The sequence below is a fragment of the Thermodesulfobacteriota bacterium genome, assembly GCA_035325995.1.
Classification (GTDB): domain Bacteria; phylum Desulfobacterota_D; class UBA1144; order Nemesobacterales; family UBA2774; genus JADLGH01.
Genome location: DAOKYU010000001.1, coordinates 346,681 through 372,311, shown reverse-complemented (window position 1 = coordinate 372,311; position 25,631 = coordinate 346,681). Strand labels below are relative to the sequence as shown.

The window sequence follows — 25,631 nt, the reverse complement described above, 5'->3', positions numbered from 1 at the left end:
CAATCTCACAGCTAAAGGGAGAAAACATGACACCAAAATTTCAGGCCTCCGGCGCCTCTTTATACGGAATCATACTGCTGGTATTTTTAATCCAGGCAGGGCTTGCGTTCGGCGAGGAATCCGACAAGTGCTCTTCGGCCGTAAAGACGGTCAAGATGGAATCGACCCAGGCGACCGCGTCCTTTTTCGCTAACGAGAGGAACAAGCCCGGATCTATAAGGTACGAATCCGGCGCTATCCTCGAAAAGGCCGACAGCGGCCTGGCGTCGGCCGAAAAGCCCGGAGGCCTCTGCCCCGCCGGATGCACGCTTCCGGAAAAGCCGGTCATCGTATTCCGCGCCGTGCCGCAGAAATTCCTGACTGATTATTCCGATTACAACATGTGCCAGAAGCTCCTGGAGCAGACCGAAAAGGCGCCCTTCGAGTACAACAAGGACTTCAGCTCCATGCCCCAGGTACAAAGCTGGTTCTCCGATTTTTCGAGGGGTAAAGGGCCCGACGGGCAGAATATGTACGAAAGGTGCAGCGGCCAGTGCAGCCCCCAGTATGAATTTTTCATCGTGAACACGAACGGCAAGCTCGCTCTCGACGCGGACGTCGTCTGCGGACACGCGAGGGACAAAAACAACAATATGTACGACATTTCCTACAGCTATAAATGGCAATGTCGGGCGCAGTAAAAAATTCGCTCCGGGCTTTGAAAAATCCGTAAGTTCGTATATTATACTTTCCCTCGATTGAAGCCGACGTAGCTCAGTGGTAGAGCAGCTCACTCGTAATGAGCAGGTCGGAGGTTCAAATCCTCTCGTCGGCTCCGTTCCCTAACTCCCTCATTGCCGCAATCATTTCCTGCTTTCCAGCTAAACGGTCAAAATTATTTAAAGACGGCAGCGCAGCGGGAACTGCGGGACTACTCACCTCGTTGATTTCTCCCAACGATACGGATACCGCTCAGAAGAATCTTGATAAAACGTAAGCTTTGTACGAGAGCCGTGCATCGTTCTTCACTCGACTAAGGAAAATAATAAGGAGTCCTGTCGCTTATCGACTTCTTCTCCCCGGTTTTCCAGTCTATAACGTTATACGTGCCCGAATCGTTGGGGAACTGTAAATAGCGTACGCCGTCCCTGTAAAGAATCTCCTTCACGCTCCCGATCTCGGCCAATACCTTGATCGCGTTTATCTTCGCGGTATTAGACGTCCAGTCGATCTTTAAAGTTCTGGTGAAAAACCCCGTCAGCTCCGCCTTGCAAACGCGCCCGTACTGCGTATTGAGAAGATAAACCACGTTCTCCGCGTCCCCCGCCTCCGCTGAATCTATAACAGCAAAGTGAGAAGCGGAAACAAAAGCTATCAGCAGTAGCACCCTTCTCATATCCCCTCCTTCAACTTCACCAGTAGCATTTAATTATATAATCTGCAATCTGGCTCGGTAATCAGGCGACTCTCACCCCGGCCCCGGAATAAGTAAAATACGGGGCTGGCGCGGTCGGTCGCTTCCGGTAAGAGAACGAATGCGAACGAGCGAGCATTAGAACATCCGCTCTGTCATTCCCAACGATTTCGAGCGAGCGAGGAATCGGACGCCGCACCCTTGAAATGGAAACGTTTATCCAGTACTGCTCAGGCCCTGCCTTCTTTAGTATCAAGGCCTGTATCGGGAATCCATTCTTTTCATCTTTTACTTTTTCTCACACTCCCTCTTGTCCGCGCGACCGCCTTCGAATCCCCGCCGAATCATTCCGGAAAAACGACTATGCTCTGGTCGAGATAGAGGTCGTTCACATGCGGGCCCGGGTTCGACACCGAAACCATTTCCAGCGGCACCCCGTTTATCTCGGCGTTGTCGAACGCCTCGGTCGAGGCGCTCCTCGCGAGGAGCTCGTACCCGTCCGCCACGTACGGCAACCCGTTCGATCCCAGGCTTGCCGGCCCGGCCAGCATATGAAAATGAAGATGCGGGGCCGACGTGTTGCCCGAATTCCCGAGATGCCCTATAACCTGCCCGCGCGTGACGAAATCCCCTTCCTTTACAGCTAAGCTGCCCTTTATCATGTGCGCGTAAAAGGCGAAGTTCCCGCCGCCGATGTCTATAACAACGTAATTGCCGTCGGCCTCCTCTATAGGAAGCCCCGGCGGTAGCTGCCCCGGTACCTGGTCTTCGTATTTATCCACGGCCGTTACGACGCGCCCGCCGGCCACCGCCAGCACATCCTCGCCGTACGAGAAATAGCTGTGGACGTCCTTCGGGTCCCCGGCGTAAATGAGGTCGTCGTCGTTCAGCTTCTCCCAGTCTATGGCGAAGCGCTGGGCGACCGTGAACTTGCCGTTTATCGGAAGCGCCGCGCGCACGTGCCTGTGGGCGAGGCAGCATCCGTCGGCGGCCACCCATCTGCCCCCCCTGAGCGGCGGGCCTATAACCGCGGCCTCCCGGCTGCCTACGCCCGTCTCTGCGTATACAAAGGCGATTTCCTGCGTCCCGGGCGTAAGGCTGAGGAACGAAAGAAACCCTTCCGGGATACCGCCCGGGACGGTAATGGCAAGGCGGTGAATAATCGCGGCCGGGATTTCATTCTTCGAATCCACAGAGAATGTTATGAAGAAGAGTGATGTTTTGCCGGCGCCGATATCCGCTGACAATTCATTTCCCGGGATTATACGGTTCTTCGCCGCGACGTCGTCGCCGGAGAACGACGTGAGGACGCGGGACCGATTATTCTTGTCCAGCGCTTCGAGCGAATTTATATGCCAGGTTAGCTGAGTCGTGTTTGTAAGCTGAAGCTCGTATACGAGATGATATTTTCCGTCCGACCCGAGGACGGGACGAGGCTCGGCAAGAAATGACACGATAATCGGCGTGAACTGGTTTGAGCCGGATTCGACAGGCACGCCGCCCTTCCCTCTCTCGCCGGCGTAGCCCACCGGCTGAAATGCGTCGTTCGCTATGAGTGCAGCAAGAACTATAAACAGAAAGTAGACTTTCCTCATTTTATCCCCCTCCTTCGTATCTGGAACTTAAGAGCGATTCCCAATTATACAACAACGCCCGGGAAAAATCGGTAGTGCGAAATCCCGGAACCCGGAATCCGGAGCGAGCGGCGGCTCTGCCGCGCCGGGACGTACAATGAGAATATAGTATTCGGCACTTGGGTTATATCAGGCTTTATACACCGCGCCGCCTGCGGATTCGAGACAATTATTTCTCTTTGACTCCACAGACCAATTAACAATCCGGCGAAAATTAATTATTATAGAACCACCTCTGATGACCATGCCAATAAATCTGGGACTAATAGGCTGCGGACGGATAGCCAGGCTCGTCCACTTGAGCAGCATCAAAAAACTGCACGGCGCGAGGCTGGCGGCCGTTTCCGACATTGACGGCGACTGCGCCAACGCCGCCGCCAGGGCCGCGCCCGGCGCCAGGGTTTACACGGACTACAAGGAGCTCCTTCGGAGCGGAGACGTCGACGCAGTGGTTATATGCCTCCCGACATTCCTCCACGCCGAAGCGGCTTCCGAGGCTTTCGATCATGGAAAACACGTCTACCTCGAAAAGCCGCTCGCGCAGAACTCCGAAGAGGCGGCCCGGGTCATGGAGGCGTGGGAGAAAAGCGGAAAGTGCGGGATGTCCGGCCTTAACCTCCGCTTCAATCCGATATACGCCGCGCTTAAGGAAAAGGTCGGCTCCGGGGCGGCCGGTAGCATTAACGCCGTGAGGACCGTATTCACGTCCTCATCAAGAAACCTTCCCGAGTGGAAGCGGAAAAGGGAGACGGGCGGCGGCGTGCTTCTCGACCTCGCCTCGCATCATGCGGACCTCCTGAGGTATATATTCGGGGCCGAAGTCGCCTGGGTGAAGGCAGGCATGGAATCGAGGGAATCCGAGGACGACAACGCATTCGTGGAATTGAGAATGGAGAACGGAATAAGAGTGCAGTCTTTTTTCTCCCTCAACTCGACGGACGAAGACAAGATAGAGGTTTACGGGAGTAAGGGCAAATTGACGGCCGATAGATATAATTCGTTCGGCGTGACGTTCACACCCGCCGGGCGAGCCAGAGGCAGCCTCGGAAAACTGGCCGATCGCCTCTCGCAAATCCCAGGGAGCCCCGTGCTCAAAGACAGGCTTCTCGGAACCGGGCGCGAGCCCTCGTTCGAGCTCGCGCTCGGGCACTTCGCCGCCTCCATTTCCGGCGGCTTTCATCCGAGCCCCGGCCTTGCAGACGGGCTCGCCTCGCTCAAGATAATCGAAGCGGCCGAGGAATCGGCCGGAACCGGAAGGGCCGTATCGACGGGCGGGCGTCCCCGCTCCGGGCGGGAGGAAGCGAATGCCTGAGAGGGAAACCGGAAACGCACCGCTCATGACCGTCATAATCACGACTGTCTCCGGGGGCGGCTCCATGCGGGTCGCAATCGAGCACCTGAAGAATCAGACGGTCGCCGGCGATCTAGAGATAATAGTCCTCGGCCCGACCGGCGCATGGCCGGAAGGCATGGAAGAAAATCTCGGCGGCTTTTACGGGTATGAAATCATGGACGTAGACCTCGATGAAGACCCCTACGCCGCCTGGGCGGAGGCCATCGGGAAGGCCCGGGCCCCCATAGTCGCCCTCGGGGAAAACCACGCCTTTCCCGAGCCCGAATGGGCCGAGGCCGTCATAGAAACGCATAGAGGTCCGTGGACGGTAGTGGGATGTGTCTTTAAAAACGCGAACCCCGGTACCCATAACAGCTGGGCGCAGCTCTACATGACCTACGGGCAATACACCGAGCCCGTCCGCTCCGGCGAAGTCGGCGACCTCCACGGGCACAACGGCTCCTACAAACGGGACGCGCTCCTTGATTACGGGGACAGGCTGGGGAATATGCTGATAAGGGCGAATATACTTCACATGGACCTTCGGGCGAAAGGCCACAGGCTTTACATGGAGGACAGGGCCGTCATACACCACGTTAACGTATCGAAAACCGTATCGATACTCTTCGACCTCTTTTACAACGGGTGGCTTTACACGGCGGCGCTTGCCGATTACAAAGGGCTTTCACGCGCCGGGCGGCTCAAGGGAATCATCATGGAGCCGCCGATAATCGCGAAGCATTTCCTGGGCGCCCTCGGGAGCATTCGACGCGCCGGGAAATCGAGAGAGCTCCTTCCCCGGGCGCTTCCTATAATCATATCCGGGCTCGCCGTCCACATGGTTGGGAAAATGTACGGTTACGTCGCCGGGTACGGCAGCGCACAGAAGCACATTAACTCATATGAATTCGACAGGTACGAACATATAACCGCGGAAGATATCGAGCACATCGAAAAGCTCGCATAACAACTGTGGATGCCGACGATGAAAATACTGCTTGTCAACGACTACGGCACCCCGGACGGCGGGGCGGAGATACAGATTTACAGGCTTCGCCGGCTACTGAGGGAAAGGGGCCACGATGCGAGGCTCTTCACAACCGGCATCACGAGCCCCGGGATGAACAACGCCTCGGATTATAAATGCACGGGAACCAGGTCGCCCTTCCGCGTCCTGCTCCAGACGGCGAATCCCTGGGCGTATCTCAGGCTGAAGGATATAATCCGCGAATTCAAGCCCGACCTCGTCCACGTAAAGATATTCCTCACGCAGATGTCCCCGCTCATACTCCCCCCGCTCAAGAACGTTCCCAGCGTTTACCACGTTGCATGGTACAGGCCGATCTGTCCGACGGGCTTAAAGATGCTGCCCGACGGCTCCGCCTGCACCTTCAAAGCCGGCCCCGTCTGCTACGCGAAGGGATGCGTTCCCGCCAGGGACTGGATTCCGCTCATGCTCCAGATGAAGCTCTTCAGGTCGTGGCACGGGGTATTCGACTCCATCATGGCGAACAGCGACTGGGTCAGGAAACGCCTGGCCGAGGAGGGGATCGAGCCCGTCGAGGTCCTTCGCTACGGCGTAGAGAGCGTAGGAGAAGAAGCGCCTCTCTCAGAAGAGCCGACGGCGGTCTTCGCCGGGCGTCTCGTAAAGGAAAAAGGAGTGGACGTCCTCCTTCGGGCGTTCGGCAAGGTCTCGGCGAAGGTGCCCGCGGCGAGGCTTGTAATAGCCGGGGACGGCCCCGAAAGAAAAAACCTCGAAGCCCTGGCTTCGAGGCTGAACCTGACGCCGAGCGTCAGGTTTGCCGGGTATCTCCAGCAGGAAGAGATGAACGACGCATTGAAAGGGGCATGGGTCCAGGTTATTCCCTCCCTCTGGGACGAACCGTTCGGGATAGTGGCGATAGAGGCGATGGCCAGGGGGGCGCCGGTCGTGGCGAGCAGCTCGGGCGGCCTCGGCGAAATAATCGAGCCCGGCGTCGACGGATTCCTGGTGCCCCCGGGCGACGCCGACGTCCTTTCGGAAAAGCTGACGGCGCTCCTTACCGATAAAAACCTCGCGGCGTCGATGGCGTCTTCGGCCAGGAAAGCCGCCTCCGGGAGATTCAGCGAAGAAGCGTTCCTGCGCCAGCTCCTCGGAATTTACGATTCGGTCCTCGCGGCGAAGAGCGGGGGCACGGGGAAACGCACGCAGAGCGAGCTCCCGGCTTGAATGTTTTAGACATCCGTCAAAGGAAGGCATAATTGAACATGATTTCAAAAGAGAAAAAACCGCCCCTGATAGTCTTGGGGATAGATGCCGGAGACCCCAGATTCATAGAGGAATGGGCGGCCGAGGGGCGTCTTCCGGCTATAGACTCGATAATGAAGAACGGCTTTACGGGAAGGACCGCCGGGCCCGAGCTCGTCACGGAGCACGGCGTCTGGATATCCATATTCAGCGGGCTTTCGAGGGGGCAGCACGGGTATTACTACTTCAGGCAGCTCGTTCCCGGAACATACGGGCTGGAACCGGTAACGGGGCTCGATGTGGACGCCCCGCCGTTCTGGTCGAGGCTCGCCGGGACAGGCCTTAAGTCGCTCGTGATCGACGCGGCCGACACGAAGCTCTGCCCCGGAGTCCCCGGGGTCCAGGTAGCCAACTGGGCGACCCACAACAACTGGGACCCCGATCACTTCGTCACGGCCTCCGAGCCCCCGGGCGTCATCGAAGACGTAAAACGGAGATTCGGGGAAAAGCTCGAGGTGAGAGAGAACCATTCGAGCACGTTCCGGGAAGACCTCGAAATCTACGGCAAGCTGCTCACACATGTCGAAAAGAAAGGAGAAATGTCCCGCTATCTTTTGGAGAAGGACGAGTACGACCTGTCCGTGATTATCTTCGGCGAATCCCACGCAGCGAGTCACCAGTTCTGGAAGTATCACAGGCGGAACAGGGAGAAAGGGGCCTCCGACAACGAGCTCACAGACGCCATACTCAACGTATACAAGGCGATAGACAGGGAAATAGGGCGTATCGTCGAAACGAGGAAAGACGCCAACGTATGCATATTGTCCTCCGTAGGGATGGAGGACGATTTCCCGAATGCCGCACTCTCCGAAACCCTTTGCAGGCTGCTCGGCTGGCAGGCCGCGCCCGAGGCGGGCCGCGCGTCGCTCAGGCCCATAGATATCGCGAGGCGGCTCCTTCCCGAAAGCGTGAGAGTCGCGCTCACGAGAGGCCTTTCCCGCGAGAGAAGAGAGCAGCTCCTCTCGGACGGCTTTACGAGCGGCACCGACTGGAAACGTACCCGGGCGTTTTCCATACCGGTCTCCTACACCGGGTTCATAAGGGTTAATCTAAAAGGCCGCGAGCCCGGGGGCATCGTCTCGCCGGGGGCTGAATACACATCCCTCCTCGACGAGATAGAGACGGCGCTCACGAAGCTCCGGGACGCCGAAACCGGCGAGCCGGCCGTCGTCAATGTAAGCCGTGTCCGCGAGCTCTTCGGCGAAGACAGCCACCCCGCCCTCCCCGACCTTTTCGTCGAATTCAAGCCGGGAAGATTCATGGACAGGGTAATCTTCGACGGGAAGGAAATCGACATGAAGCGGCCGGAATTCTTCAGGAGGAGCGACCATTCGTGCTACGGGTTCTTCGCGCTCTCGGGCCCGTCCGTCAAAAGGCGGGGCACTGCCGGCGACATAAGCGTCCTCGATATCGCGCCCACCCTTCTCGACCTGATAGGCGAGCCCGTACCCGAGGATATGAAGGGACGCCCCCTCGATCTCTGAGGCCATGTGCCGAAACCACCCGCGTCTACCCCACGACTCCTTAAACGCTTACCATTCTCGCGTGTATTCGGGTATCGTATTTTCACGCAGGGGCCGGAGCGGGCCCCGCGAGATCCGGGAGAGAAAGCGCGCCGCCGCACGGGAGAGCGGACATTTCCGGACGCATCGGGATAAAATATCCCGAACAGGCATTCCCGGCTTCGTAAATGAAAGACAAGCCTTTTTTCACTATAGTAATACCGACCTACAGACGCTTCGATCAGCTCGGGGAATGCCTCCGCTCGATAAGCGGCATCGACTACCCGAAAGAAGATTTCGAGGTCGTGGTCGTGGACGACGGGAGCCCCTCTTCGCCCGAGAACATCGTCGAGCCCTGGAAGAGTCGGTTTAACGTAAGGCTCGTCACCCAGCCCCACGCCGGGCCGGCGACCGCGAGGAACAGGGGCGTGAGCGAGGCGGCGGGGGCGTTCATAGCCTTCACCGACGACGACTGCATGCCGGCGCCGGACTGGCTTGCGAAGCTGAAGCCCCGGCTCGACGCAGACCCCGGCGGCGTTGTCGCCGGCAATACCGTGAACACGCTTACGGACAACCCATACTCCACGGCAAGCCAGATGCTGATCGATTATCTGAACGCCTACTACAATAAGGAGAACGCACGCTTCCTCACCTCGAACAACATGGCGCTCTCAAAAGAAGTGTTTATGAAAATCGGAGGCTTCGATACCAGCTTCCCTCTCGCAGCCGCCGAGGACAGGGAGTTTTGCGACAGATGCGTGCATTTCGGGCTCAAGACAGTCTTCGCCCCCGAGGCCGTTGTCCGGCACGCACATCCGCTTACGCTCAAGAAATTCATACGTCAGCATTACAATTACGGAAGGGGAGCGAATAATTTCCACAGGATAAGGGCAGAGAGGACGAGCGAAAAAATCAGGACAGAGCCTCCGCGTTTTTATATCGACCTCCTGTTCCATCCATGGAAATCGGAGACGGGCAATAAAGCACATCTCGCCTTCCTCATGTTCCTGTCGCAGGCGGCCAACGCTGCAGGTCTCTTCAGGGAAAAGCTCGGGAGCCGGTAGGCGGGCCGGGTTTTCGCCCGCACCCGCCTCGAATCAGCCCCCCGGCCTAAACGGCCCGTCTGCCGAATATGAGTGAAATGATAAATATCACCAGGAATACGATGAATAAAATCTTGGCTATGCCCGCCGCGGCCCCCGCTATTCCGGAGAACCCCAGCACTGCCGCTATTATCGCAATAACCAGAAAAACCAGAGTCCAGTGCAGCATGTTAACACCTCCTCATTTCATTTTCTTTTTTCGTGCTTCCGGCCCGGGGCCGGCGAGACGGAGAGAGCAGGCTCGATATTCGTCATATCCATCCACCCTCTCCCCGTCGTCTCAACCGGTTGTTACGCCAAGCCGTCCACTCTACTGCATTCAGCCATTTGTTATAAACTGCAATACTCCTTCCTAGTCCGCAGCGTCTTCAATCTTGTCGCCGGCGTCTTCGGCGGCGTCATCTATACGCTCCCCGGTCCTCTCGGCAGGCCCGTCGTTGTCGGGACAGGCATAAATGCCGGCGGCCGAAATCCCGAGAAGGATAAGGAAAAGAAATCGTCTAAGCTTCGTCATCGTGCGCCTCCTTCCGTGTTCGTCTTTCAATCTCTCAGCCGACGAGGCCGAGAACGCCTATTATTATCAGGTATATCGCTATCACGTAGTTGAGTATCCTGGGGAATATCAGGATCAGAATCCCCGCTATCAGCGATACTACCGGTGTCAGCTCCAGATTAAGCTGCATTGCCGCCTCCTTTTTTCACCGCTACATCGAGTCCGCCGCGGACGAGTCCACCGTCAGGTTGTTCTTTACGGAAACGACGCCGTCGACGTCCTCGGCTATGGATTCGGCCTTTTCGGATTCGGCTTCGGTGTTCACCGTCCCGTTAAGCTCGACGACTCCTCCGTTGGTGTCTACGTCGATGTCAAAACCGCTGACACCCGAATCCGCCAGGAGCTTCGTCTTGACCGCCGACGTTATCACGGTATCGTCTATCACCTCGCCGGTCGTCTTGTCGCCGTCGCAGGCGTACACCGCTATCAGAATAAAAACCCCTATCACTGCAATCAGGCTCTTTTTAATCATGTTGCGCCTCCTTAATCGTGTTTCGATCCGGGAATCAGGGGGTAACGTGTTTCCCCGAAAGTCCCTTGTAAGTCATAGGGTCGGCGATAAATTCAATCCTGTGCTTTTCGCAGCAGAAGTAATATTTCTCGTCCGACTGCTCCTCGCGGTATTCCTGCCGCACCGCCGTTTCCTCGGAAACTTTCTCCCCGCATACAGAGCATTTAATAGCCCCCTGGGTATCCTGTCCGCGTTCCGGGCGGCTTATCTTGGCGGCGTATTTTTCAGGATCGCTCAGAAATTCCATTCTGCATTTTTCACAGCAGAGGTGATACTCCTCGCCTTCGTACGATTGCCTTACTACATCTTCTATTTCGCGTCCGCATACGACGCAGTGTGATTTAAATCTGGTCATGATCGATACCTCCGTTTAACCGGATTTCACTTACGGTTAAATAAGGAGCAATATCCGTACCACGGAGAGAAAAGAGAAAATAATGCATATATTAAAGGCGGTTACGTGGCATTTTGCGACGCACTGTGTTCCGGTGACACGGATATTGTAGGCAAGATGACAATGCCTATTGCTGAATATTCAACAGCCGCCCGGGACGGGCCGCCTCACTCTACGCGCCGCCGCGGGATTTACCCGGCGGGGAAGAAAAGCTGTTGTATACGCCTCCTTTGCATGACATCATCATTATCTAAAAGGAGATACCGGCCGAATGCAGACAGCGCTCCTCGCCGTAGCATGTATTTTCATAATCGCCACTTTGCTGCCCCTTCTCAGACACGAGGCATGGTGGATAAGGATATTCGACTTCCCTCGAACGCAGATAGCGGTCGGGGGAGCTTTGACAATAATCATCTACTCCCTTCTCTACAAAGAGCGCGGACTGGCCGACAACCTCGTCCTCCTCGTGTGCGTCGCATACCAGGTGTCGCGGATGTTCCCGTACATGCGCCTTTCGAGAAAGCAGGTGCTGGGCTCGCGTGAAAACGGCCCCGACAGAAAAATCAGCATCCTGGTATCCAACATCTACAAGAAGAACAGGAACTACGAGCGGTTTCTCGAGCTCGTCAGGGATAAAAATCCGGACGTCATATGCATACTGGAGCCCGACGAGTGGTGGAACAGAATGCTCTCGCCCCTCGAGGAAGAATATCCCTACTCCGCCCGGCATCACTCGAACGACGGGTACGGGATGATTTTCTTTACTAGGCTGAAGCCAAGCGGGATGAAGGTCGACTATCTCGTCGAGGACTACGTGCCGTCTGTTTTCGCCGTGCTCGAGCTAAGGTCCGGGGAGCCCGTCGAATTCTACTGCCTCCACCCGAATCCGCCCAACCCCAAATACTCTACAGATACCACGGAAAGGGACGCCGAGCTCCTCATGGTGGGAAAACGCGTCAAGGAATCCGGGAGGCCCGCCCTCGTGGCGGGCGACCTTAACGACGTCGCCTGGTCCCACACGACCCTTCTCTTCCTCAAGATAAGCGGCATGCTCGACCCGAGAATAGGCAGGGGGTTCTTCAATACGTTCCACGTGAAGTGGCCGTTTCTCCGCTTCCCGCTCGACCACATATTCGTCACGGCGTCCTTCAGGTACGTCACGCTCGAAACCCTGCCGGACATAGGCTCCGACCATTTTCCCATATACGCCGAGCTCAGCTACGAGCCCGGCATAAAAGAAGCACAGGCGAATAATAAATACGAGGCCAGCGCCGAAGATAAAAAGGAAGCCAGGCAAAAAATAAAGGAAGCCCGGGAACAGGAATAATAGGAATATATCTTTCGCAGACGCGCCGATGCCGTGCCGGGCGCGGGGCTTAATTTCCGTGGTTTCTCACGCCGTCGGGCGCGTCGGGAATGCCGTTCCTTGCCCTCGCTGTAAGCTCCTCTCTCGCTTTCCGGGCAAGCGTTTCATACTGTTCCCTGATGCATTCGAGCTCCTTTTCGTCGAGCTCTTCGAGGTCTAAAAGGACGTTGTGCGCCCCTTCGAGCGCGCGTATAAGCTCGTCCAGCTTTATCTGTATGGCGGCCGTATCCCTGTTCTGGGTGTTCTGTATGAGGAACACCATAAGGAAGGTGATTATCGTGGTCCCGGTGTTTATCACGAGCTGCCACGTGTCGCTCCAGCCCACGACCGGCCCCGAGACGCCCCAGACGACTACCACGCCCAGCGCCGCGGCGAAGGCCGCGGGGTGCGCGACCAGCTGAGATATCCTTTTCGAGAAGCGCGTAAAAAAGGATGCGGATTTCATGACCTGCCTCGAAGCGCCATTGAGACGGCCGCCCTTCATCCCCCACCGACGGCGGAGGCGCCGGGATAGGCCCTCTCGACTGCCATCCGGATGAACTCCTTGTCCGCCTCTTCTTCCTCTTTGATGGTCTTGTCCAGGAGCCCGGCCGATTTTTTATCGCCGAGGAGCTTCGCGTACGACGACAGCGTTCCGTAGGCGGCGATCTCGTAATGCCCCACCCTCCGGGCCGCGGCTATAAGCGACACGTCCAGCACGCCAGGGGGAAGACTATGTCCCTTTTCTACGAGCTCCTTGCCCTCGGCTATCAGACCCCCGATGCCGCGGCTCTTCCTTCCCGAAGGATTCATGCCCAGGTTTCCGAATATCTCTTCCAGCCTGCCGAGCTGCCTGCTGCTCCTTTCGAGATGCTCCACGAAGGCGTTTCTCAGCTCGGGCGTCGCGGCCGCATCCGACATCAGGGGCAGCACATCGACGAGCTCCTTTTCGGCGTCGTAAAGGTATTCGAGGTCGCTTTTAAAAAGCTCTCTAAGTGTTTCCATTTCCATTTCGATCACCCCCTGGCTAGAGATATCCGAGAAGAAGCAGTATCAGGACGATTATAAGCACGGTCCCGAGTATGCCCCCGGGAAAATAGCCCCACTCCCTGCTGTAGCCCCAGGTCGGTAGCGCTCCGATCAAAAGCAGCACCAGTATTATAAGCAGTATAAGTCCCATGATTGCCTTCCGCTAATCGTTATTTAAGCCGGCACCGAAGAAACCGTCCCCGCCCCCTGGGGGGAAGGGACGGTAAGAGGTATGGGGTAAAATAGGCCCGGAGCCGGGAATCAGTGCCTGCTCGACCAGTCGTCCGCGGCCTTTTCGGCCTGCTCCTTCGAGTACCCGTATCTTTCCTGCAGCTTCCCGACCAGTTGATCGCGCTTGCCGCTTATGACGTCGAGATCGTCATCCGTCAGCTTGCCCCACTGTTCCTTGACTTTCCCCTTCACCTGCTTCCAGTTGCCTTCTATCTGATCCCAGTTCATTTGAATAGCCTCCTGAATATTTGATTTTTACCGCCGCATCACCCGGCGTCTTCGGGCCCGGGGACTAAGACGATTACGAAAACCTGAATCGCAATATGCATGCCACTTTCAGGGGAATTTTCAAATATGTCGGTATTGCAGTAGGTTGGAATCAGCAGACGGAGCTCCGGGTATCGTCCCCCGGAGCGGGGCTGTTTAATATCGGACAGCGGCCGGTGTATAAAGGTGGACTGTAGAGCCCGGCGTCATTCCATGAAAAGCTGGTCCGGGTAGCACCACATCCACGACTCGCCCGGCTCGAAGGAGCGGATTATAGGGTGGCTCGTTTTCGTGTAATGCTTCGTCGCGTGCTTGTTCTTCGATGCGTCGCAGCAGCCGACGTGTCCGCAGGTGAGGCACAGCCTGAGATGTACCCAGCTGTCGCCCGTCTTAAGGCACTCCTCGCATCCGTCCGAGCCCGGAACGACTTCCCTTATCTGGTCCAGATGCGTGCATTCCTTGGCCATCGTATTCCTCCGTCTATGCCGATTTTAGAACTTCGTGTACGAACTGCACGGCCATGGCCCCTTCGCCGACCGCCGACGCCACCCTCTTGACGGACCCGAGCCTCACGTCCCCCGCCGCTAGTATGCCCGGACGGGTCGTTTCGAGAAGGAAAGGCCGGCGCGGGAAACGCCACTTCCCGGAATCGTTCGCGAGGCTTCCGGTAAGGACGAACCCGTTTTTGTCGAGCCCTACCGAGCCGTCGAGCCATCCCGTGCGGGGGATCGCCCCTATGAAAACGAAGAGCCCCGGGCATTCGACCGTTTCCCGCTCGCCCGTTTCGATGTTCGTAAGATCCACCGTCTCGAGCCACCAGTCCCCGCTGACGTCCGACACCTCGGTCCTGTACCTGACCTCGATGTTCGGGCTCTGCTCGATGCGGCGGACGAGATACTCGGACATGCTCTTTCCGAGATCGTCTCCCCTTATGACTACGATGACCTTCCTCGTCGAGCCCGAGAGGAACACGGCGGCCTGCCCGGCGGAATTGCCCCCGCCGACCACGACGACCTGCGAGCCGCTGCACATCTGGGCCTCGACGACCGTGGCCGCATAATAGACCCCCGAGCTCTCGAAACGCTCGCACCCCTCGACGCCGAGCTTTCTGTATCTGGCGCCGGTAGAGATGAGTATGCTCTTCGCCTGCACCTCTGCCCCGTCCGAAAGATTCAGCTTGTGGCAGCCGTTGTCGCAAACGAGGCTGACGACCTCCGTCGGCATCGACAGCACCGCGCCGAACTTCTGGGCCTGTATAAGGGCCCTCTGCGCGAGATCGCTCCCCGAAAGGCCGTCCGGGAACCCGACGTAGTTTTCGATTTTAGAGCTCGTTCCGGCCTGCCCTCCCGGGCCGAGGCCGTCCACGAGAAGCGTCCTGAGCCCGTCCGAAGCCCCGTAAACGGCGGCTGCGAGCCCGGCAGGCCCCGCGCCGACTATGGCCAGGTCGAAGACCTTCTGCGAAACCGCCCTCCTTATGCCGAGGCATTCGGCCAGCGCCACGTTTGAAGGATTCTTGAACATCGAGCAGTCGGGGCATACGACGATAGGCGTGTCGTCGACCGTAACGTTAAAATGCTCCAGGAGCTCGTTTACGTCGGGATCGTTCTCGAGGTCTAGCCATTTGAAGGGGACGAAGTTCCTCGACAGGAACTCGCGTATGCGGTGGGTGTCCTTGCAGAAGCGCGAGCCCACCACCCGCACCCCGACGAAGCCCGATTCGAGCAGCAGCTGGCGGCGCATGAGAAAACCGCGAAGGAGAACGTCGCCGATGAAAGGGACTTCACCGATGAGCTTTCTCAGATCGGCCGCCGACATCTCGTACACCTCGCAGTCCGTCCGGGCGATGGCGCTGACCACCGACGGACGGCCCGTGAGCATGTCTATGTCGCCCGTGAACTCACCCGGCTCGTGAATCGTGACCGTTTTGTACTCGCAGCTCGAATCGTCGATAATCTCGACTTCGCCGCTTATGACGACGTAAAATTTGAAATCCGGCTCGCCCGCGGCGAAGAGCGTTTCACCGGCGGCGAAGGTTCTCTTTCCGGCAAAGCCGGCAATGATGGAAATTTGCGCGCCCGAAAGCTCCGGGAAGGCCACGGGGTCCCGTTCAAGACTTTGCTCTATGACGGTCATGGGCATGCCTCGCTTACGTAGAAGGTAAAAATAACGTTATCACAACTTTGGCGGTTGTCATTTTCTGCGTAAGCGCAGGCCCCGTGCGAGCCGGGCCGGCCGCCGGCCCGGGACGATAGGGGAAAGTTCCAATGCGCTTATTCTATTGGATTTTTAAACGAGTAACGGTATAAACGCAGCCCGTCCGTCAGAACCTTTGCACATGCAAAGATTCCACCGGTGGACGGCGTGCGGGAATACCCGGAAAATTCGGCCGGTTTTCAACGTCCAATGAAGGAGGTTAGCCCTTCTTCCGCCATTTGCCGTCTTTTTTTTCGTACTTGTTTTTCACGGCCGCCCAGGCCACCTTGTGGGCCGTCTCTTCCCGGGAGGCGTCGCCGCGCCTCTCGTCCGGGTCCTTGTACTCGTCCCACGCGCTGTTGTATGCTTCCTTGTAGATCTCCTGCGCGTGTTTCGGGAGATTATCCTTCACCGAATCTGGTAATTCGGATTTTCTGTCGTAAGGCATCTTGCTCGCTCCTTCCGCGGCCCCTCCGGGCGCTGGCTAGTATAATCCGGATTCGTCATCCTTCCCCTCGGGCTCGACTATCCGTATAACGCTCGCCATCCCCATGTTCCTGTGATTGTCTACGGGGCAGTAGACGTTATACCCCGAGGGCTTTAGCTCGACGCTTATCGTCCTCGTCTCGCCGGGCCTCAGGTTCTCTTCCAGCCTCTGCATGACGTCCAGCCCCTCGATAACGAAGCTGTGCTCCTTATCACCCTCGTTCGTAACCTCGAAGACCGTAAGCCCCGGCCCGATGGGCTTCTCGTTTAAAAGCTCCATGTCGTACTCCGAGAGCTTCACCCTCACGAAGTTTTCTTTTTCCTTGCCGGTGTATTCCTTGCACGAAAGAAATAGCAGGCAGGCAAAAAGCACCCCGAAAAGTGCGGGAATAACCGTGCGGGCCGTGTGACGCTTAACCGTTTCCATTTGTCGGTCTCCTTTTAATCCGTCTTATTCCGTCGTCATTGGTCTCTGTTCCGTCCATACACCGAAACGGGCAAAAACCATGCCGCTCCGCCGAGGAGCCCGTAATACCCATTATTGATAGAGGCTTACAGAGGCCCCGCAGGGCACGACAGGTCCCTGAGTGTTTAATATCGAAAAGTATCGACTGTTTAAATTTGTACAGTTAGGCCTGTACGCCTCGGGGGCTTCACATACGGCGACAAGTGAGCGTTCACACTTAACACCGCGTCATTATTGATTATATCCGTTCATTCGCACACGACCCCCACGTGGCACCGAATTTGCCATTTCTATTTTGCGAGCCGGATTTTATACGCACAGGGGATATTGATGACTCTCGATAAACAAATAACGATCGGATATCTCGTAATGCTTCTGATAATCATCGCCGTGAGCCTGTTTTGTCTGTTCAGCATCGACGGGCTCAAAAATACGAAATCGACGATTGGCGACAGGCAATATACCCTTACCGAAATAATTTCGGGCGCTGCCGACGACGAAAGCGGAGCGCCTCAAAATATTTTCGAGAAGGAGAGCCTCTTCGGGGCCATAAAAGCCGCCGACCGGCAGATAGCGATTGCCTACATGAACATTATTTCCGTGGCCGCGCTGGCCATACTCTTCGGCGGCATAATCACGGTGTTGTTTCCGAGGAGGATCACGAGGCCGATACTCAGCCTCGTCGAGGCTGCCGAAAACGTGAGGGACGGCGATTACTCCTACAGGGTAAATGACATACACGGCACGGACGAGATAGCGAAGCTGGTTACGTCGTTCAACCGGATGCTTTCGAGCATAGAAAGGGAGCACGGCGAGCTCGAAAAAAAGAACGCCGAGCTCGAACGAAAGGATGCGCTCAACAATATGCTCCTCGAAGAGACGAGGAACTTTAACAGAGTGATCGAAGAGAAGGTCGGCGAGGTAAAGGCGGACCTCGAAGAAAAGCATATCGAGCTTCTAAGAACGGAGAAGCTGGCCACGATCGGAGAAATTGCCACCAGGATTGCCCACGAAATCCGAAACCCGCTCTCCGGCATAGCGGTCGCGCTCGAGAACCTGAAGTCGGGGAACATTTACGGCGAGCGTGACGGCAGGATCCAGGAGATAATAAGCGAAGTCGGCAGACTCGACAATATAATAAAAGAGCTCTTCCAGCTCGCGAAGCCGCGCGAGGTCAGCCTCGTAAGCGGCAACCCGAACGAGCTCGTGGAAAGGGTCGTCGGCCTCACCTCCCCCGGTGCGATACTAAAGGCCATAGACATCGAAGTCGTCCCGTGTCCGGACGATCTCGAAATAGTCCTCGATTTCGAGTTGATGGAACAGGTGCTTATGAATCTCGTCATCAACGCCATTGACTCGATAGACAGCCCGGGCGGGAAGATCACCATAAGGTCCTACAATTCCGGCGACACGTTCAACATAGAGGTTTCCGATTCGGGCTCGGGCATCGCGCCAATGGATATGGAAAGGATATTCGAGCCGTTCTTCTCTACAAAGAAAACAGGCACCGGTCTCGGGCTCGCCATATCGAAGCGCATAATCGAAGTCCATAAAGGAAAGATAACGGTCGAAAGCCGTGAGGAGAAAGGCAGCCGGTTCACTCTCATGCTGCCCACGAACCTCAGCGAAGGGGAAATAACCACGACGGAGGGAGTATAATGCCGAAGACCATATTGCTGGTAGACGACGAGGTGTTCTTCACGAAGAAGCTCGCCAAGAACCTCTCGGATTCCGGGTACGACGTTCTCACAGCATTTACCGGAAAGGAGGGAATCGGGATCGCCAGGGAGCAGACGCCCCGCGTCGCGATTATCGATCTCAAGCTGCCCGACATAAGCGGCCTCGACGTCATAAAAAGCCTTAACGAGCTCGAGCGGCCGCCGATAACGATAATGATCACCGCGCACGGCTACATCGAAGCGGCCGTATCGGCCATGCGTCTGGGCGCGTACGACTTCGTCGAAAAGCCCTTCCCCGTGGACAAGATCAAAATCATACTCCAGAACGCGCTTAACTCCGCGAATCTCAAAAAGACAGTGGACGTGGCGACAAAGCACGAAAAGCAGAAGCACGGCATCGGGGCGCTCATAGGGGTGAGCCCGGTAATAAAAAACCTGACGGGGCTTCTCACGAAACTCGCGGCCGAGGATCCGCGCATGGTGCTTATCACGGGCGAGACCGGGACTGGAAAGGGGCTCGCCGCGAAAGTGCTCCACTATACCGGGCGGCGGGCCGAAAAGCCGTTTCTCGAAATGAACTGCGCCGCGATACCGGAGAACCTGCTCGAAAGCGAGCTCTTCGGATTCGAAGCCGGCTCCTTCACGGACGCCAAGAAATCGAAGTCGGGGATATTCGAGGACGCGGACGGCGGGACGATTCTCCTCGACGAAATAGGAGACATGAGCCTTAATCTCCAGGCCAAGCTCGTCAAGGTCGTCGAGGAAAGAAAGTTCAGGAGGCTCGGGGGGAAAAAAGATATCAAGGTCGATCTCCAGGTGATCGCCGCCACGAACAAAGAGCTCAGAGACGAGGTGAAAAACGGCAAATTCAGGCAGGACCTCTACCACAGGCTCAACGTGATCGGCTTCGAAATGCCGTGCCTCAGGGAAAGGAAAGAAGACATCCCGCTCCTTACGGACCATTTCATCCGGTTCTTCAATAACGACATAAACAAGACCATAAAGACCGTCCCCGAGGAAGTGAAGCGCGCCTTTCACGCCTACAACTGGCCGGGCAACGTGCGCGAGCTCAGGAGCACCGTCGAGCGGGCCATGATACTGAGCGAGGGAGAGGAGCTCAACCCGCGTTATATTTCACTCGACACGGAGGGGGGGAACGTAAACCTCGACGAGCAGAACGGAAGGATGAAGCTCGAAGTCGATCTCGACGATTCGTCCCTCGAAGACATCGAGCAGAAGATAATAAGAAAAACGCTCGAACAGAATAACTGGAACCAGACCCGCGCCGCGGTGGCGCTCAAGATGAACAGGCAGAATCTCCGGTACAGGATGAAGAAGATGGGGCTCCTCGGCTAAAGTGCGGTATAAATAAAATCCTCCTCCACCGACGCTTACGCGAGAGCTGCTAGTCGAGCTTTACTTTCGAGTCATCCCCTTCCACGGCCGCCGCAATTATAGCCTCGATCTGCGTCTTCGGCGCCTTTATATCCTGGAGCAGCGCCTCGGCCAATGCATGCGCGGCCTCCGCCTCGTCGCATCGTACTATCGTAGTCCCTGCGTGCTCCAGCCCCTCTACCTGATGAAGGAACCTCGCCCGGGCCAGTATGCGGACCTCCGGGTTCTCCTCCCGGGCCGTATGGACTATACCGAGACTCATCTCGGAATGAGGCATCGTTACTATGAGATACTTCGCTGTCGTTATGCCGGCGACCTCCAGTATCTCGCTGCGCGACGCGTCCCCGTATATGGCGTGATGCCCCTCGGCCTGGATTTCGAGCACGGTGTCGATGTTGAGCTCGATTATAGTCGGCTCTATACCGAATTCGTACAGTATCTTCGTCACGTTCTGACCTACCGGACCGTAGCCCACCACTATCGAGCGCACGCTCGAGGGTTTGGGCTCCTGCTCGATAGCCCTTGCATTGGCCTTCTCTCCCGATTTGCCACCCCGTATCTCGATGAAGGAATTCAGCCACCGTATGCGGCTCAGGCGCGGCTCGAGCGCCAAGAACGATCTGAATATCCACGGGTTCAGGCTTATCGAAATTATCGCCCCTGCGACGAGGACGTTGTGCGCCTCCCCCGGTATGAGTTTAAGAGACTTCGCGAACTCGGCGAGGATGAACGAGAATTCCCCTATCTGCGCGAGCCCCCCGGCGACAGTAAGCCCGGTTCTGAGGGAATAACCCGATATGAGCGTTATAATGAGCGCAGCCAGCGGTTTTACAATTATTATGACTGCAACGATACCGATCATGAGAAAAGGCGAATCCAGGACCGTCCTGTAATCGAACAACATGCCCACGGCAACGAAGAAGAGAACCGCGAACGCGTCCCTGAGAGGAAGAGCGTCGGCCGCGGCCTGGTGGCTGACCTTGGACTGGCCGACTACCATGCCCGCCAGAAACGCGCCGAGCGCCATGGACGCCCCGAAGGCGAGGTAGGATACCGTGGCCACGGAAATCGCCATCACGAGAACCGTTAGCGTGAAAAGCTCGCGCGACCTCAGACGCGCCACCCTGTACAGAAGATGCGGCACGAACCGGGCGCCGGCGAACATCATTATAACAGTAAGTACGACGAGCTTTACAACCGCTATGCCCGCAGTCTTGAAGATTCCGCCCTCGCCTTCCGCACTCGCCGCAAGCGGCGGAAGGAGAACCAGGACGAGCACGGTGATAATATCCTCCACGATGAGCCAGCCTACGGCGGCGTGCCCCTCGGGCGCGTCAAGAAGGCCCATATCGAGAAGCGATCTCAACAGTACGACCGTGCTCGCCACCGATACTGCTATGCCGAAGACGATTCCCTCCTGCCACGACCAGCCGACGATCACAGCGATAGCCGTGCAGGCCACGGTCGCCGCGAAGCTCTGGCCGATGGCGCCGGGTATGGCTATGGATTTCACGGCCAGAAGATCCTTCAGCCGGAAATGGAGGCCCACCCCGAACATGAGCAGGATCACGCCTATTTCCGCGAGCTGCGAGGCGATGACAGGGTCGCCGGAGATTCCCGGAGTGTAAGGGCCGACGATTATACCGGCTATCAAATAGCCTATTATCGGGGACAGACCGAGACGCTTTGCGAGAAGGCCGAAGACGAGCGCCGCAGCCAGGCTGAGCGCTATGGTCGTTATAAGAGATATTTCATGCATCGGCAGTCCTTCTTTGACAGAGGAGAATTAGGCTGCATAACTCATGGTCTAAAGTCTCTCGATGGCTTCGGCTCCACCTTCGGTCCGAGACAAAACGAGACAACTCCCGGTACTACTGCGAGTGCAGAACGTATACGAATAATCACTTGTGATATATTTGCACCCGGAAATATCACCGGACGCATACGGCCAACCCGGCTTCGGAGGACCGCACATCGCGGCGGGGAAAACTCATGCCCGCAACGTACACGGCTTCCCGGTTGCAGCAAGCGGGAATGAAAAGGACAGGTCGCCCCTTTCGCCCCTGGCACCGGCAACGAATGTCACCGGACTCCAATCTAAGTATAGGTAACCGGAGAATAAAACGCAAATTATTATCACCCGGGGGAATATCGATGATTAAAGCTTCGGCGGACATACCGGAATTGCGCCGTTTACTCACCACGAAAACGTCTCGCGAGCGAGTCCGGCGGCCGCCCGAAGGCCCGTCAAAGCAGGGCCTTCAGGTCGATCGGCCCCGAAGCGAGCTCTTCGGGCCAGGGCATTTTCTTTAGCCTGAAAAGCTCCTCGATAACGGCCATCTCGGCATCTCTCCAGTGCCCGCACGCGGCCAGAACGACCCCGTTCGACACATAAAAGGTGATGAATTCCTTGTCCTCGACGCTCCCCCACGTAATCAGGCTGTCCCACGACGACGCGTGGCCCACGTACTGAAGGTTCAGGCCCGCCTGGTCCGTCCAGAAGAACGGCACCCCTCCATAACGCACTTCCATCCCCAGCATGTTCATCGCGGCCGTCCTCCCCTGCTGCATGGCGACGCGCCAGTGCTCTATGCGCGCCCGCGTGCCGGCCCTCAAGTCCGGGTACGACGCGATGTCCCCGGCGGCGAAGACATTGCCAGCGGCGTGGAGATAACCGTCCACGGGGATGCTCCCGTCGGGAAGCAGCTCTATACCCTTCACGAACCCGGTTTCGGGGACGACCCCTATGCCGACCAGCACCATATCGGTTTCGATTTCGGTCCCGTCGTTGAGTAAAACCTTTTCCACCCTGTCCTCGCCGAAAAACCTGGAAACGTTCTTTTCCAGCTCGAAAACGACGCCGTGCCCCTCGTGCTCGCGCTTGAGAAGGAGTCCTATCTCCTCGCCGAAGACGTGCTCGAACGGCACCGCTTCCTTGCCCGCCACGGTTACCTCGAGGCCGAGCTCCGTAAGGCTGTGAGCGGCCTCCATGCCGATGAAGCTCGCCCCTATGACGACCGCCCTCGACGCGCTCTTCGCGGCGGCTATGACGGCGTCGGCGTCGTCGAAGCTCCTCAGCGTAAAGATATTCCCGAGCTCCGAGCCCGGAACCCCCAGCTTTCTCGGGCGCCCACCCGTCGCCACGAGGACGCCGTCCGGCTCCATCGTCCCGCCGTCGGCGAGGACTACCTTTCCCGTGTCAGCTTCGAGGGACACCACCTCTTTCCCCTCGACTATCTCTATGTCGTGGTCGGCGTAAAAAGTATCTTCCCTGAGTGGCATCCATTCGTCCTTGGCCTTGCCGTGAAGATAATCCTTACTCAGGTTCGGGCGGTCGTACGGGAGCCTTCTCTCCCTCGTTATCATGATAACCCTGCCCTTAAACCCGTTTTCCCTGAAACTCTGGGCTGCGTAATAACCCGCGGCGCCCCCGCCGATTATGACGAACGTCCTGTCGTCGGCTTTCGGGTCCCGGCGCGTCATTTCGGGCAGACGCCGCCCGGGCGGATCCTCCGGAATTCTGACCTTGAGATTCTCCCCGTCCTTCCACGCTTCGTAAGAAACGAGCGCATCCGTCGCCGGGGGATCCAGGACGTCCCCGTTCCTGGCTTTAAAACACGTATGGTGCCACGGGCACACGATCCTCCCGTCGCTGAGGATCCCCTTTTCGAGCGGGGCGCCGTAATGCGTACAGAAGGCGCTCAGCGCATGAAACTCGTCTCCCACCCTCGCTATCAGTATTTTCGCGCCGTCGACCTCGACGGTCTTAAGGCCGTTTTCTTCGAAGTCCTCTATTTTTCCTGCCGTGATTTCTTTCCAGCTCATATCGCTCTCCTCCCCGGCGTTTTCCGGGACTCCCTACAGTCAAGCCGGCCGCATCCCGTATACGTATGGATGCAGCAACTCCGCCGCGGGATAAGCCGCATGATTCAAAGCCTGCTCACCCGGCCGGAAAACCGCCGGGTTCCCGATTCACCCTGAGCCGCGTCCGTCCCCTTGAACGGAGGCGGGAAAGACAAGGCGCACGCCCGGGAAAACAGAGATCCCTTCAGCCTCTCTTGCCGTCTTCCTCGACTGAATCCGTCGGGTCCGGAGGCGGAATCTCCGGAGGCGGGCCCGGCTCCGGATCGGGCGGAGGTATCTCCGGTGGTATGTCCGGATTCGGACGGTCGAAACGATATCCTCTTCTGTCGTCTCCATTGTGCATTTCCGTCATGACTGTCTCCCCGTAATAAAATCGCCCATCCCTCAGTCACCCATCAAGAATGTTAACATATTAAAGCTCGGATTCCGCCTGGAATTCCGGCCGCAAATATATATTGAATACGAATCCGCCGTGACGAATAATTGATGGAGACATCCGGGCCGGGGCGAATTCTCCGCCGCGCATGGGGATACTCCGGCACGGGATAACGAAATGAGCGACGAAAAAACAAAATCCATTCCCGGCAACAACGGACCGGGCGAAAAGCCCGGGGTATCCCCCTGGCCTCGGGCAAAGGCGGCCGGCGTCGCGCTCACGGGTTTATTCGTCCTGGCCGTCGTCTATACGCTCTATTTCGGTCGGGCGATTTTCATCCCGGTTTTCTTCGCGCTCCTTTTAAACCTCCTCCTCTCCCCGGCCGTGGACGCCCTGGAGAGGGTCCGCGTTCCGCGGGTTCTCGGCTCCGCCCTCGTCATCACCGCGCTGCTGCTCGTGGTCACTGCCTCCTTCTCCATCTTCTATCAGCCGGCCGCCGACTGGGTGGACCGCGCACCCGAGAGCCTTCGGACCGTCGAGGAGAAGCTGAGGTTCATAACGAAGCCCGTCGAGAAAATAGGCGAGGCCACAAAGAGCGTCGAGGATATAGTGGACGTGGGGTCCGAATCCGGCGGGGCGACGGTCGCCGTAGGGAAGACGGGATTTCTGAACAGGCTCATTTACGAGACGTCGGAGCTGGTGTTCGGGCTAGCGACCACGATAATACTCCTCTATTTCCTTCTCGTCTCAGGCGACATGTTCTTGAGAAAAATCATAAACGTCCTCCCCACGCTGAGCGACAAGAAGAAGGCCGTCGAGCTCGCACGGAAGGTCGAGAGCGATATATCGGTCTACCTCTACACCGTCGTCGCGATCAACATATGTCTCGGCGCTATAGTCGGAACGGCGATGTACATACTCGGCATGCCGAGCCCGTTCCTCTGGGGCGCCGTCGCCGGGCTTTTAAACTTCATAATGTACCTCGGCCCCGTCGTCGGTATTACAGTAATCGCACTCGTCGCCATAACGAGCTTCGACAGCGTCGCCGACGCGATTCTGCCTCCCCTCGCCTACTTCGTAATAAACGGTATCGAGGGTAACTTCGTCACGCCGTTCATACTCGGGCGGCGTCTGGTCATGAATCCTATAGTCATATTCCTGGCGCTTCTCTTCTGGGGGTGGCTCTGGGGGGTGCCGGGGGCTTTGATAGCCGTCCCCATAGTGGTGATACTCAAGATAATCTGCGACAACACCGAAACACTGAAACCGGTCGGGGAATTTCTCGGCAGATAGAAATAAGCCTGCGACTTATTGACACTGATATCACAAGCCCTGCTTGCCTCCCGCGCGCATGGCGTCCTCCCTCCGATCGAAGAACACATCGGCTACATACACCGGCGCTCATAAGTTGATTTCCGCGATCTACACACTGCGGCGTCTATTTCGAGCACGCGTGGCGTACCTCATTTCCGACCCGGAGAAGTTATCGGCAATCAGCTCAGACGCAGAGGGACGATTACGCCTCCTCCCGGGCCTTCGCAGATTTCCCCTGCACACACGTTTGTGTGCTTTTCGACGTAGGCAAGGGAA

27 protein-coding genes and 1 tRNA gene are annotated in these 25,631 nt (G+C 57.2%); 11 read left to right on the top strand and 17 right to left on the bottom strand.

From position 1 onward, the window contains the following. The first annotated feature begins 26 nt into the window (after window positions 1–26). Window positions 27–680, top strand: a complete 654-nt coding sequence (locus tag PKC29_01720) for a hypothetical protein (protein ID HML94126.1) — start codon at window positions 27–29, stop codon at window positions 678–680. Window positions 681–742: 62 nt separating this feature from the next. After that, window positions 743–814, top strand: a tRNA-Thr gene (locus tag PKC29_01715). Between the two features lie 198 nt (window positions 815–1,012). On the opposite strand, the gene PKC29_01710 is transcribed toward PKC29_01715, so the two are convergent. Together PKC29_01710 and PKC29_01705 are read right to left on the bottom strand one after the other, a co-directional pair. Further along, window positions 1,013–1,375, bottom strand: coding sequence for a hypothetical protein (locus PKC29_01710; protein HML94125.1), 363 nt, complete (start codon window positions 1,373–1,375; stop codon window positions 1,013–1,015). A 362-nt stretch (window positions 1,376–1,737) separates the two neighbouring features. Then, on the bottom strand, window positions 1,738–2,988 hold the full coding sequence (locus tag PKC29_01705) for a M23 family metallopeptidase (protein HML94124.1): 1,251 nt from the start codon (window positions 2,986–2,988) through the stop codon (window positions 1,738–1,740). Between the two features lie 283 nt (window positions 2,989–3,271). Here PKC29_01705 and PKC29_01700 point away from each other — a divergent pair, with 283 nt between their 5' ends. The 5 genes from PKC29_01700 to PKC29_01680 all read left to right on the top strand — a co-directional run bounded on the left by PKC29_01700 (window position 3,272) and on the right by PKC29_01680 (window position 9,213). Further along, entirely contained in the window at window positions 3,272–4,339 is a 1,068-nt protein-coding gene (locus tag PKC29_01700) for a Gfo/Idh/MocA family oxidoreductase (protein HML94123.1), read from the top strand. Further along, on the top strand, window positions 4,332–5,327 hold the full coding sequence (locus tag PKC29_01695) for a glycosyltransferase (protein ID HML94122.1): 996 nt from the start codon (window positions 4,332–4,334) through the stop codon (window positions 5,325–5,327). Before PKC29_01700 ends, PKC29_01695 begins: the two co-directional genes overlap by 8 nt. Before the next feature lie 18 nt (window positions 5,328–5,345). Continuing rightward, window positions 5,346–6,569 (top strand): glycosyltransferase family 4 protein, encoded by a 1,224-nt coding sequence (locus PKC29_01690; protein HML94121.1) that lies wholly within the window; start codon window positions 5,346–5,348, stop codon window positions 6,567–6,569. A 38-nt stretch (window positions 6,570–6,607) separates the two neighbouring features. Further along, entirely contained in the window at window positions 6,608–8,131 is a 1,524-nt protein-coding gene (locus tag PKC29_01685) for an alkaline phosphatase family protein (GenBank protein ID HML94120.1), read from the top strand. A gap of 206 nt (window positions 8,132–8,337) precedes the next feature. Then, window positions 8,338–9,213, top strand: coding sequence for a glycosyltransferase (locus tag PKC29_01680; GenBank protein HML94119.1), 876 nt, complete (start codon window positions 8,338–8,340; stop codon window positions 9,211–9,213). 46 nt (window positions 9,214–9,259) lie between these two features. Here the strand turns inward: PKC29_01680 and PKC29_01675 are convergent, their stop codons facing one another. The 5 genes from PKC29_01675 to PKC29_01655 form a co-directional block, all read right to left on the bottom strand. Further along, on the bottom strand, window positions 9,260–9,421 hold the full coding sequence (locus PKC29_01675) for a DUF1328 domain-containing protein (protein HML94118.1): 162 nt from the start codon (window positions 9,419–9,421) through the stop codon (window positions 9,260–9,262). 183 nt (window positions 9,422–9,604) lie between these two features. Then, window positions 9,605–9,766, bottom strand: coding sequence for a hypothetical protein (locus PKC29_01670; GenBank protein ID HML94117.1), 162 nt, complete (start codon window positions 9,764–9,766; stop codon window positions 9,605–9,607). Window positions 9,767–9,800: 34 nt separating this feature from the next. Then, window positions 9,801–9,935, bottom strand: a complete 135-nt coding sequence (locus tag PKC29_01665) for a DUF3096 domain-containing protein (protein HML94116.1) — start codon at window positions 9,933–9,935, stop codon at window positions 9,801–9,803. Window positions 9,936–9,956: 21 nt separating this feature from the next. Beyond that, window positions 9,957–10,277, bottom strand: coding sequence for a BON domain-containing protein (locus PKC29_01660; protein HML94115.1), 321 nt, complete (start codon window positions 10,275–10,277; stop codon window positions 9,957–9,959). 34 nt (window positions 10,278–10,311) lie between these two features. Then, window positions 10,312–10,671 (bottom strand): YHS domain-containing protein, encoded by a 360-nt coding sequence (locus tag PKC29_01655; GenBank protein HML94114.1) that lies wholly within the window; start codon window positions 10,669–10,671, stop codon window positions 10,312–10,314. Between the two features lie 310 nt (window positions 10,672–10,981). Here PKC29_01655 and PKC29_01650 point away from each other — a divergent pair, with 310 nt between their 5' ends. Beyond that, complete coding sequence (locus PKC29_01650; protein HML94113.1) at window positions 10,982–12,037, top strand: endonuclease/exonuclease/phosphatase family protein; 1,056 nt, start codon at window positions 10,982–10,984, stop codon at window positions 12,035–12,037. A gap of 49 nt (window positions 12,038–12,086) precedes the next feature. Here the strand turns inward: PKC29_01650 and PKC29_01645 are convergent, their stop codons facing one another. The 8 genes from PKC29_01645 to PKC29_01610 all read right to left on the bottom strand — a co-directional run bounded on the left by PKC29_01645 (window position 12,087) and on the right by PKC29_01610 (window position 16,688). Continuing rightward, window positions 12,087–12,521 carry a low affinity iron permease family protein gene (locus tag PKC29_01645; protein HML94112.1) on the bottom strand — a complete coding sequence of 145 codons (435 nt, stop codon included), beginning with the start codon at window positions 12,519–12,521 and terminating at the stop codon, window positions 12,087–12,089. Window positions 12,522–12,556: 35 nt separating this feature from the next. Beyond that, a complete protein-coding gene (locus tag PKC29_01640; protein HML94111.1) occupies window positions 12,557–13,066 on the bottom strand; it encodes a ferritin-like domain-containing protein in 510 nt (169 codons plus the stop codon). A gap of 16 nt (window positions 13,067–13,082) precedes the next feature. Next, the gene (locus PKC29_01635) at window positions 13,083–13,235 is read right to left on the bottom strand and encodes a DUF3309 family protein (GenBank protein ID HML94110.1); all 153 of its coding nucleotides are present in this window, start codon (window positions 13,233–13,235) and stop codon (window positions 13,083–13,085) included. A gap of 110 nt (window positions 13,236–13,345) precedes the next feature. Then, on the bottom strand, window positions 13,346–13,543 hold the full coding sequence (locus tag PKC29_01630) for a CsbD family protein (GenBank protein ID HML94109.1): 198 nt from the start codon (window positions 13,541–13,543) through the stop codon (window positions 13,346–13,348). A 245-nt stretch (window positions 13,544–13,788) separates the two neighbouring features. Continuing rightward, window positions 13,789–14,049 carry a UBP-type zinc finger domain-containing protein gene (locus tag PKC29_01625; protein HML94108.1) on the bottom strand — a complete coding sequence of 87 codons (261 nt, stop codon included), beginning with the start codon at window positions 14,047–14,049 and terminating at the stop codon, window positions 13,789–13,791. A gap of 13 nt (window positions 14,050–14,062) precedes the next feature. After that, window positions 14,063–15,721 carry an FAD-dependent oxidoreductase gene (locus PKC29_01620; GenBank protein HML94107.1) on the bottom strand — a complete coding sequence of 553 codons (1,659 nt, stop codon included), beginning with the start codon at window positions 15,719–15,721 and terminating at the stop codon, window positions 14,063–14,065. Window positions 15,722–15,995: 274 nt separating this feature from the next. Next, on the bottom strand, window positions 15,996–16,223 hold the full coding sequence (chaB, locus tag PKC29_01615; GenBank protein ID HML94106.1) for a putative cation transport regulator ChaB: 228 nt from the start codon (window positions 16,221–16,223) through the stop codon (window positions 15,996–15,998). 36 nt (window positions 16,224–16,259) lie between these two features. Next, a complete protein-coding gene (locus tag PKC29_01610) occupies window positions 16,260–16,688 on the bottom strand; it encodes a hypothetical protein (protein ID HML94105.1) in 429 nt (142 codons plus the stop codon). Between the two features lie 369 nt (window positions 16,689–17,057). Between PKC29_01610 and PKC29_01605 the strand changes: the two genes are divergently transcribed. Together PKC29_01605 and PKC29_01600 are read left to right on the top strand one after the other, a co-directional pair. Further along, window positions 17,058–18,386, top strand: a complete 1,329-nt coding sequence (locus tag PKC29_01605) for an ATP-binding protein (protein HML94104.1) — start codon at window positions 17,058–17,060, stop codon at window positions 18,384–18,386. Then, a complete protein-coding gene (locus tag PKC29_01600) occupies window positions 18,386–19,762 on the top strand; it encodes a sigma-54 dependent transcriptional regulator (protein HML94103.1) in 1,377 nt (458 codons plus the stop codon). Before PKC29_01605 ends, PKC29_01600 begins: the two co-directional genes overlap by 1 nt. Before the next feature lie 49 nt (window positions 19,763–19,811). Here PKC29_01600 and PKC29_01595 read toward each other — a convergent pair whose 3' ends face one another. Next, complete coding sequence (locus PKC29_01595; protein HML94102.1) at window positions 19,812–21,560, bottom strand: cation:proton antiporter; 1,749 nt, start codon at window positions 21,558–21,560, stop codon at window positions 19,812–19,814. 488 nt (window positions 21,561–22,048) lie between these two features. Then, complete coding sequence (locus PKC29_01590; GenBank protein ID HML94101.1) at window positions 22,049–23,626, bottom strand: FAD-dependent oxidoreductase; 1,578 nt, start codon at window positions 23,624–23,626, stop codon at window positions 22,049–22,051. A gap of 592 nt (window positions 23,627–24,218) precedes the next feature. Between PKC29_01590 and PKC29_01585 the strand changes: the two genes are divergently transcribed. Continuing rightward, complete coding sequence (locus tag PKC29_01585) at window positions 24,219–25,334, top strand: AI-2E family transporter (GenBank protein HML94100.1); 1,116 nt, start codon at window positions 24,219–24,221, stop codon at window positions 25,332–25,334. The last annotated feature ends 297 nt before the right edge of the window (window positions 25,335–25,631 follow it).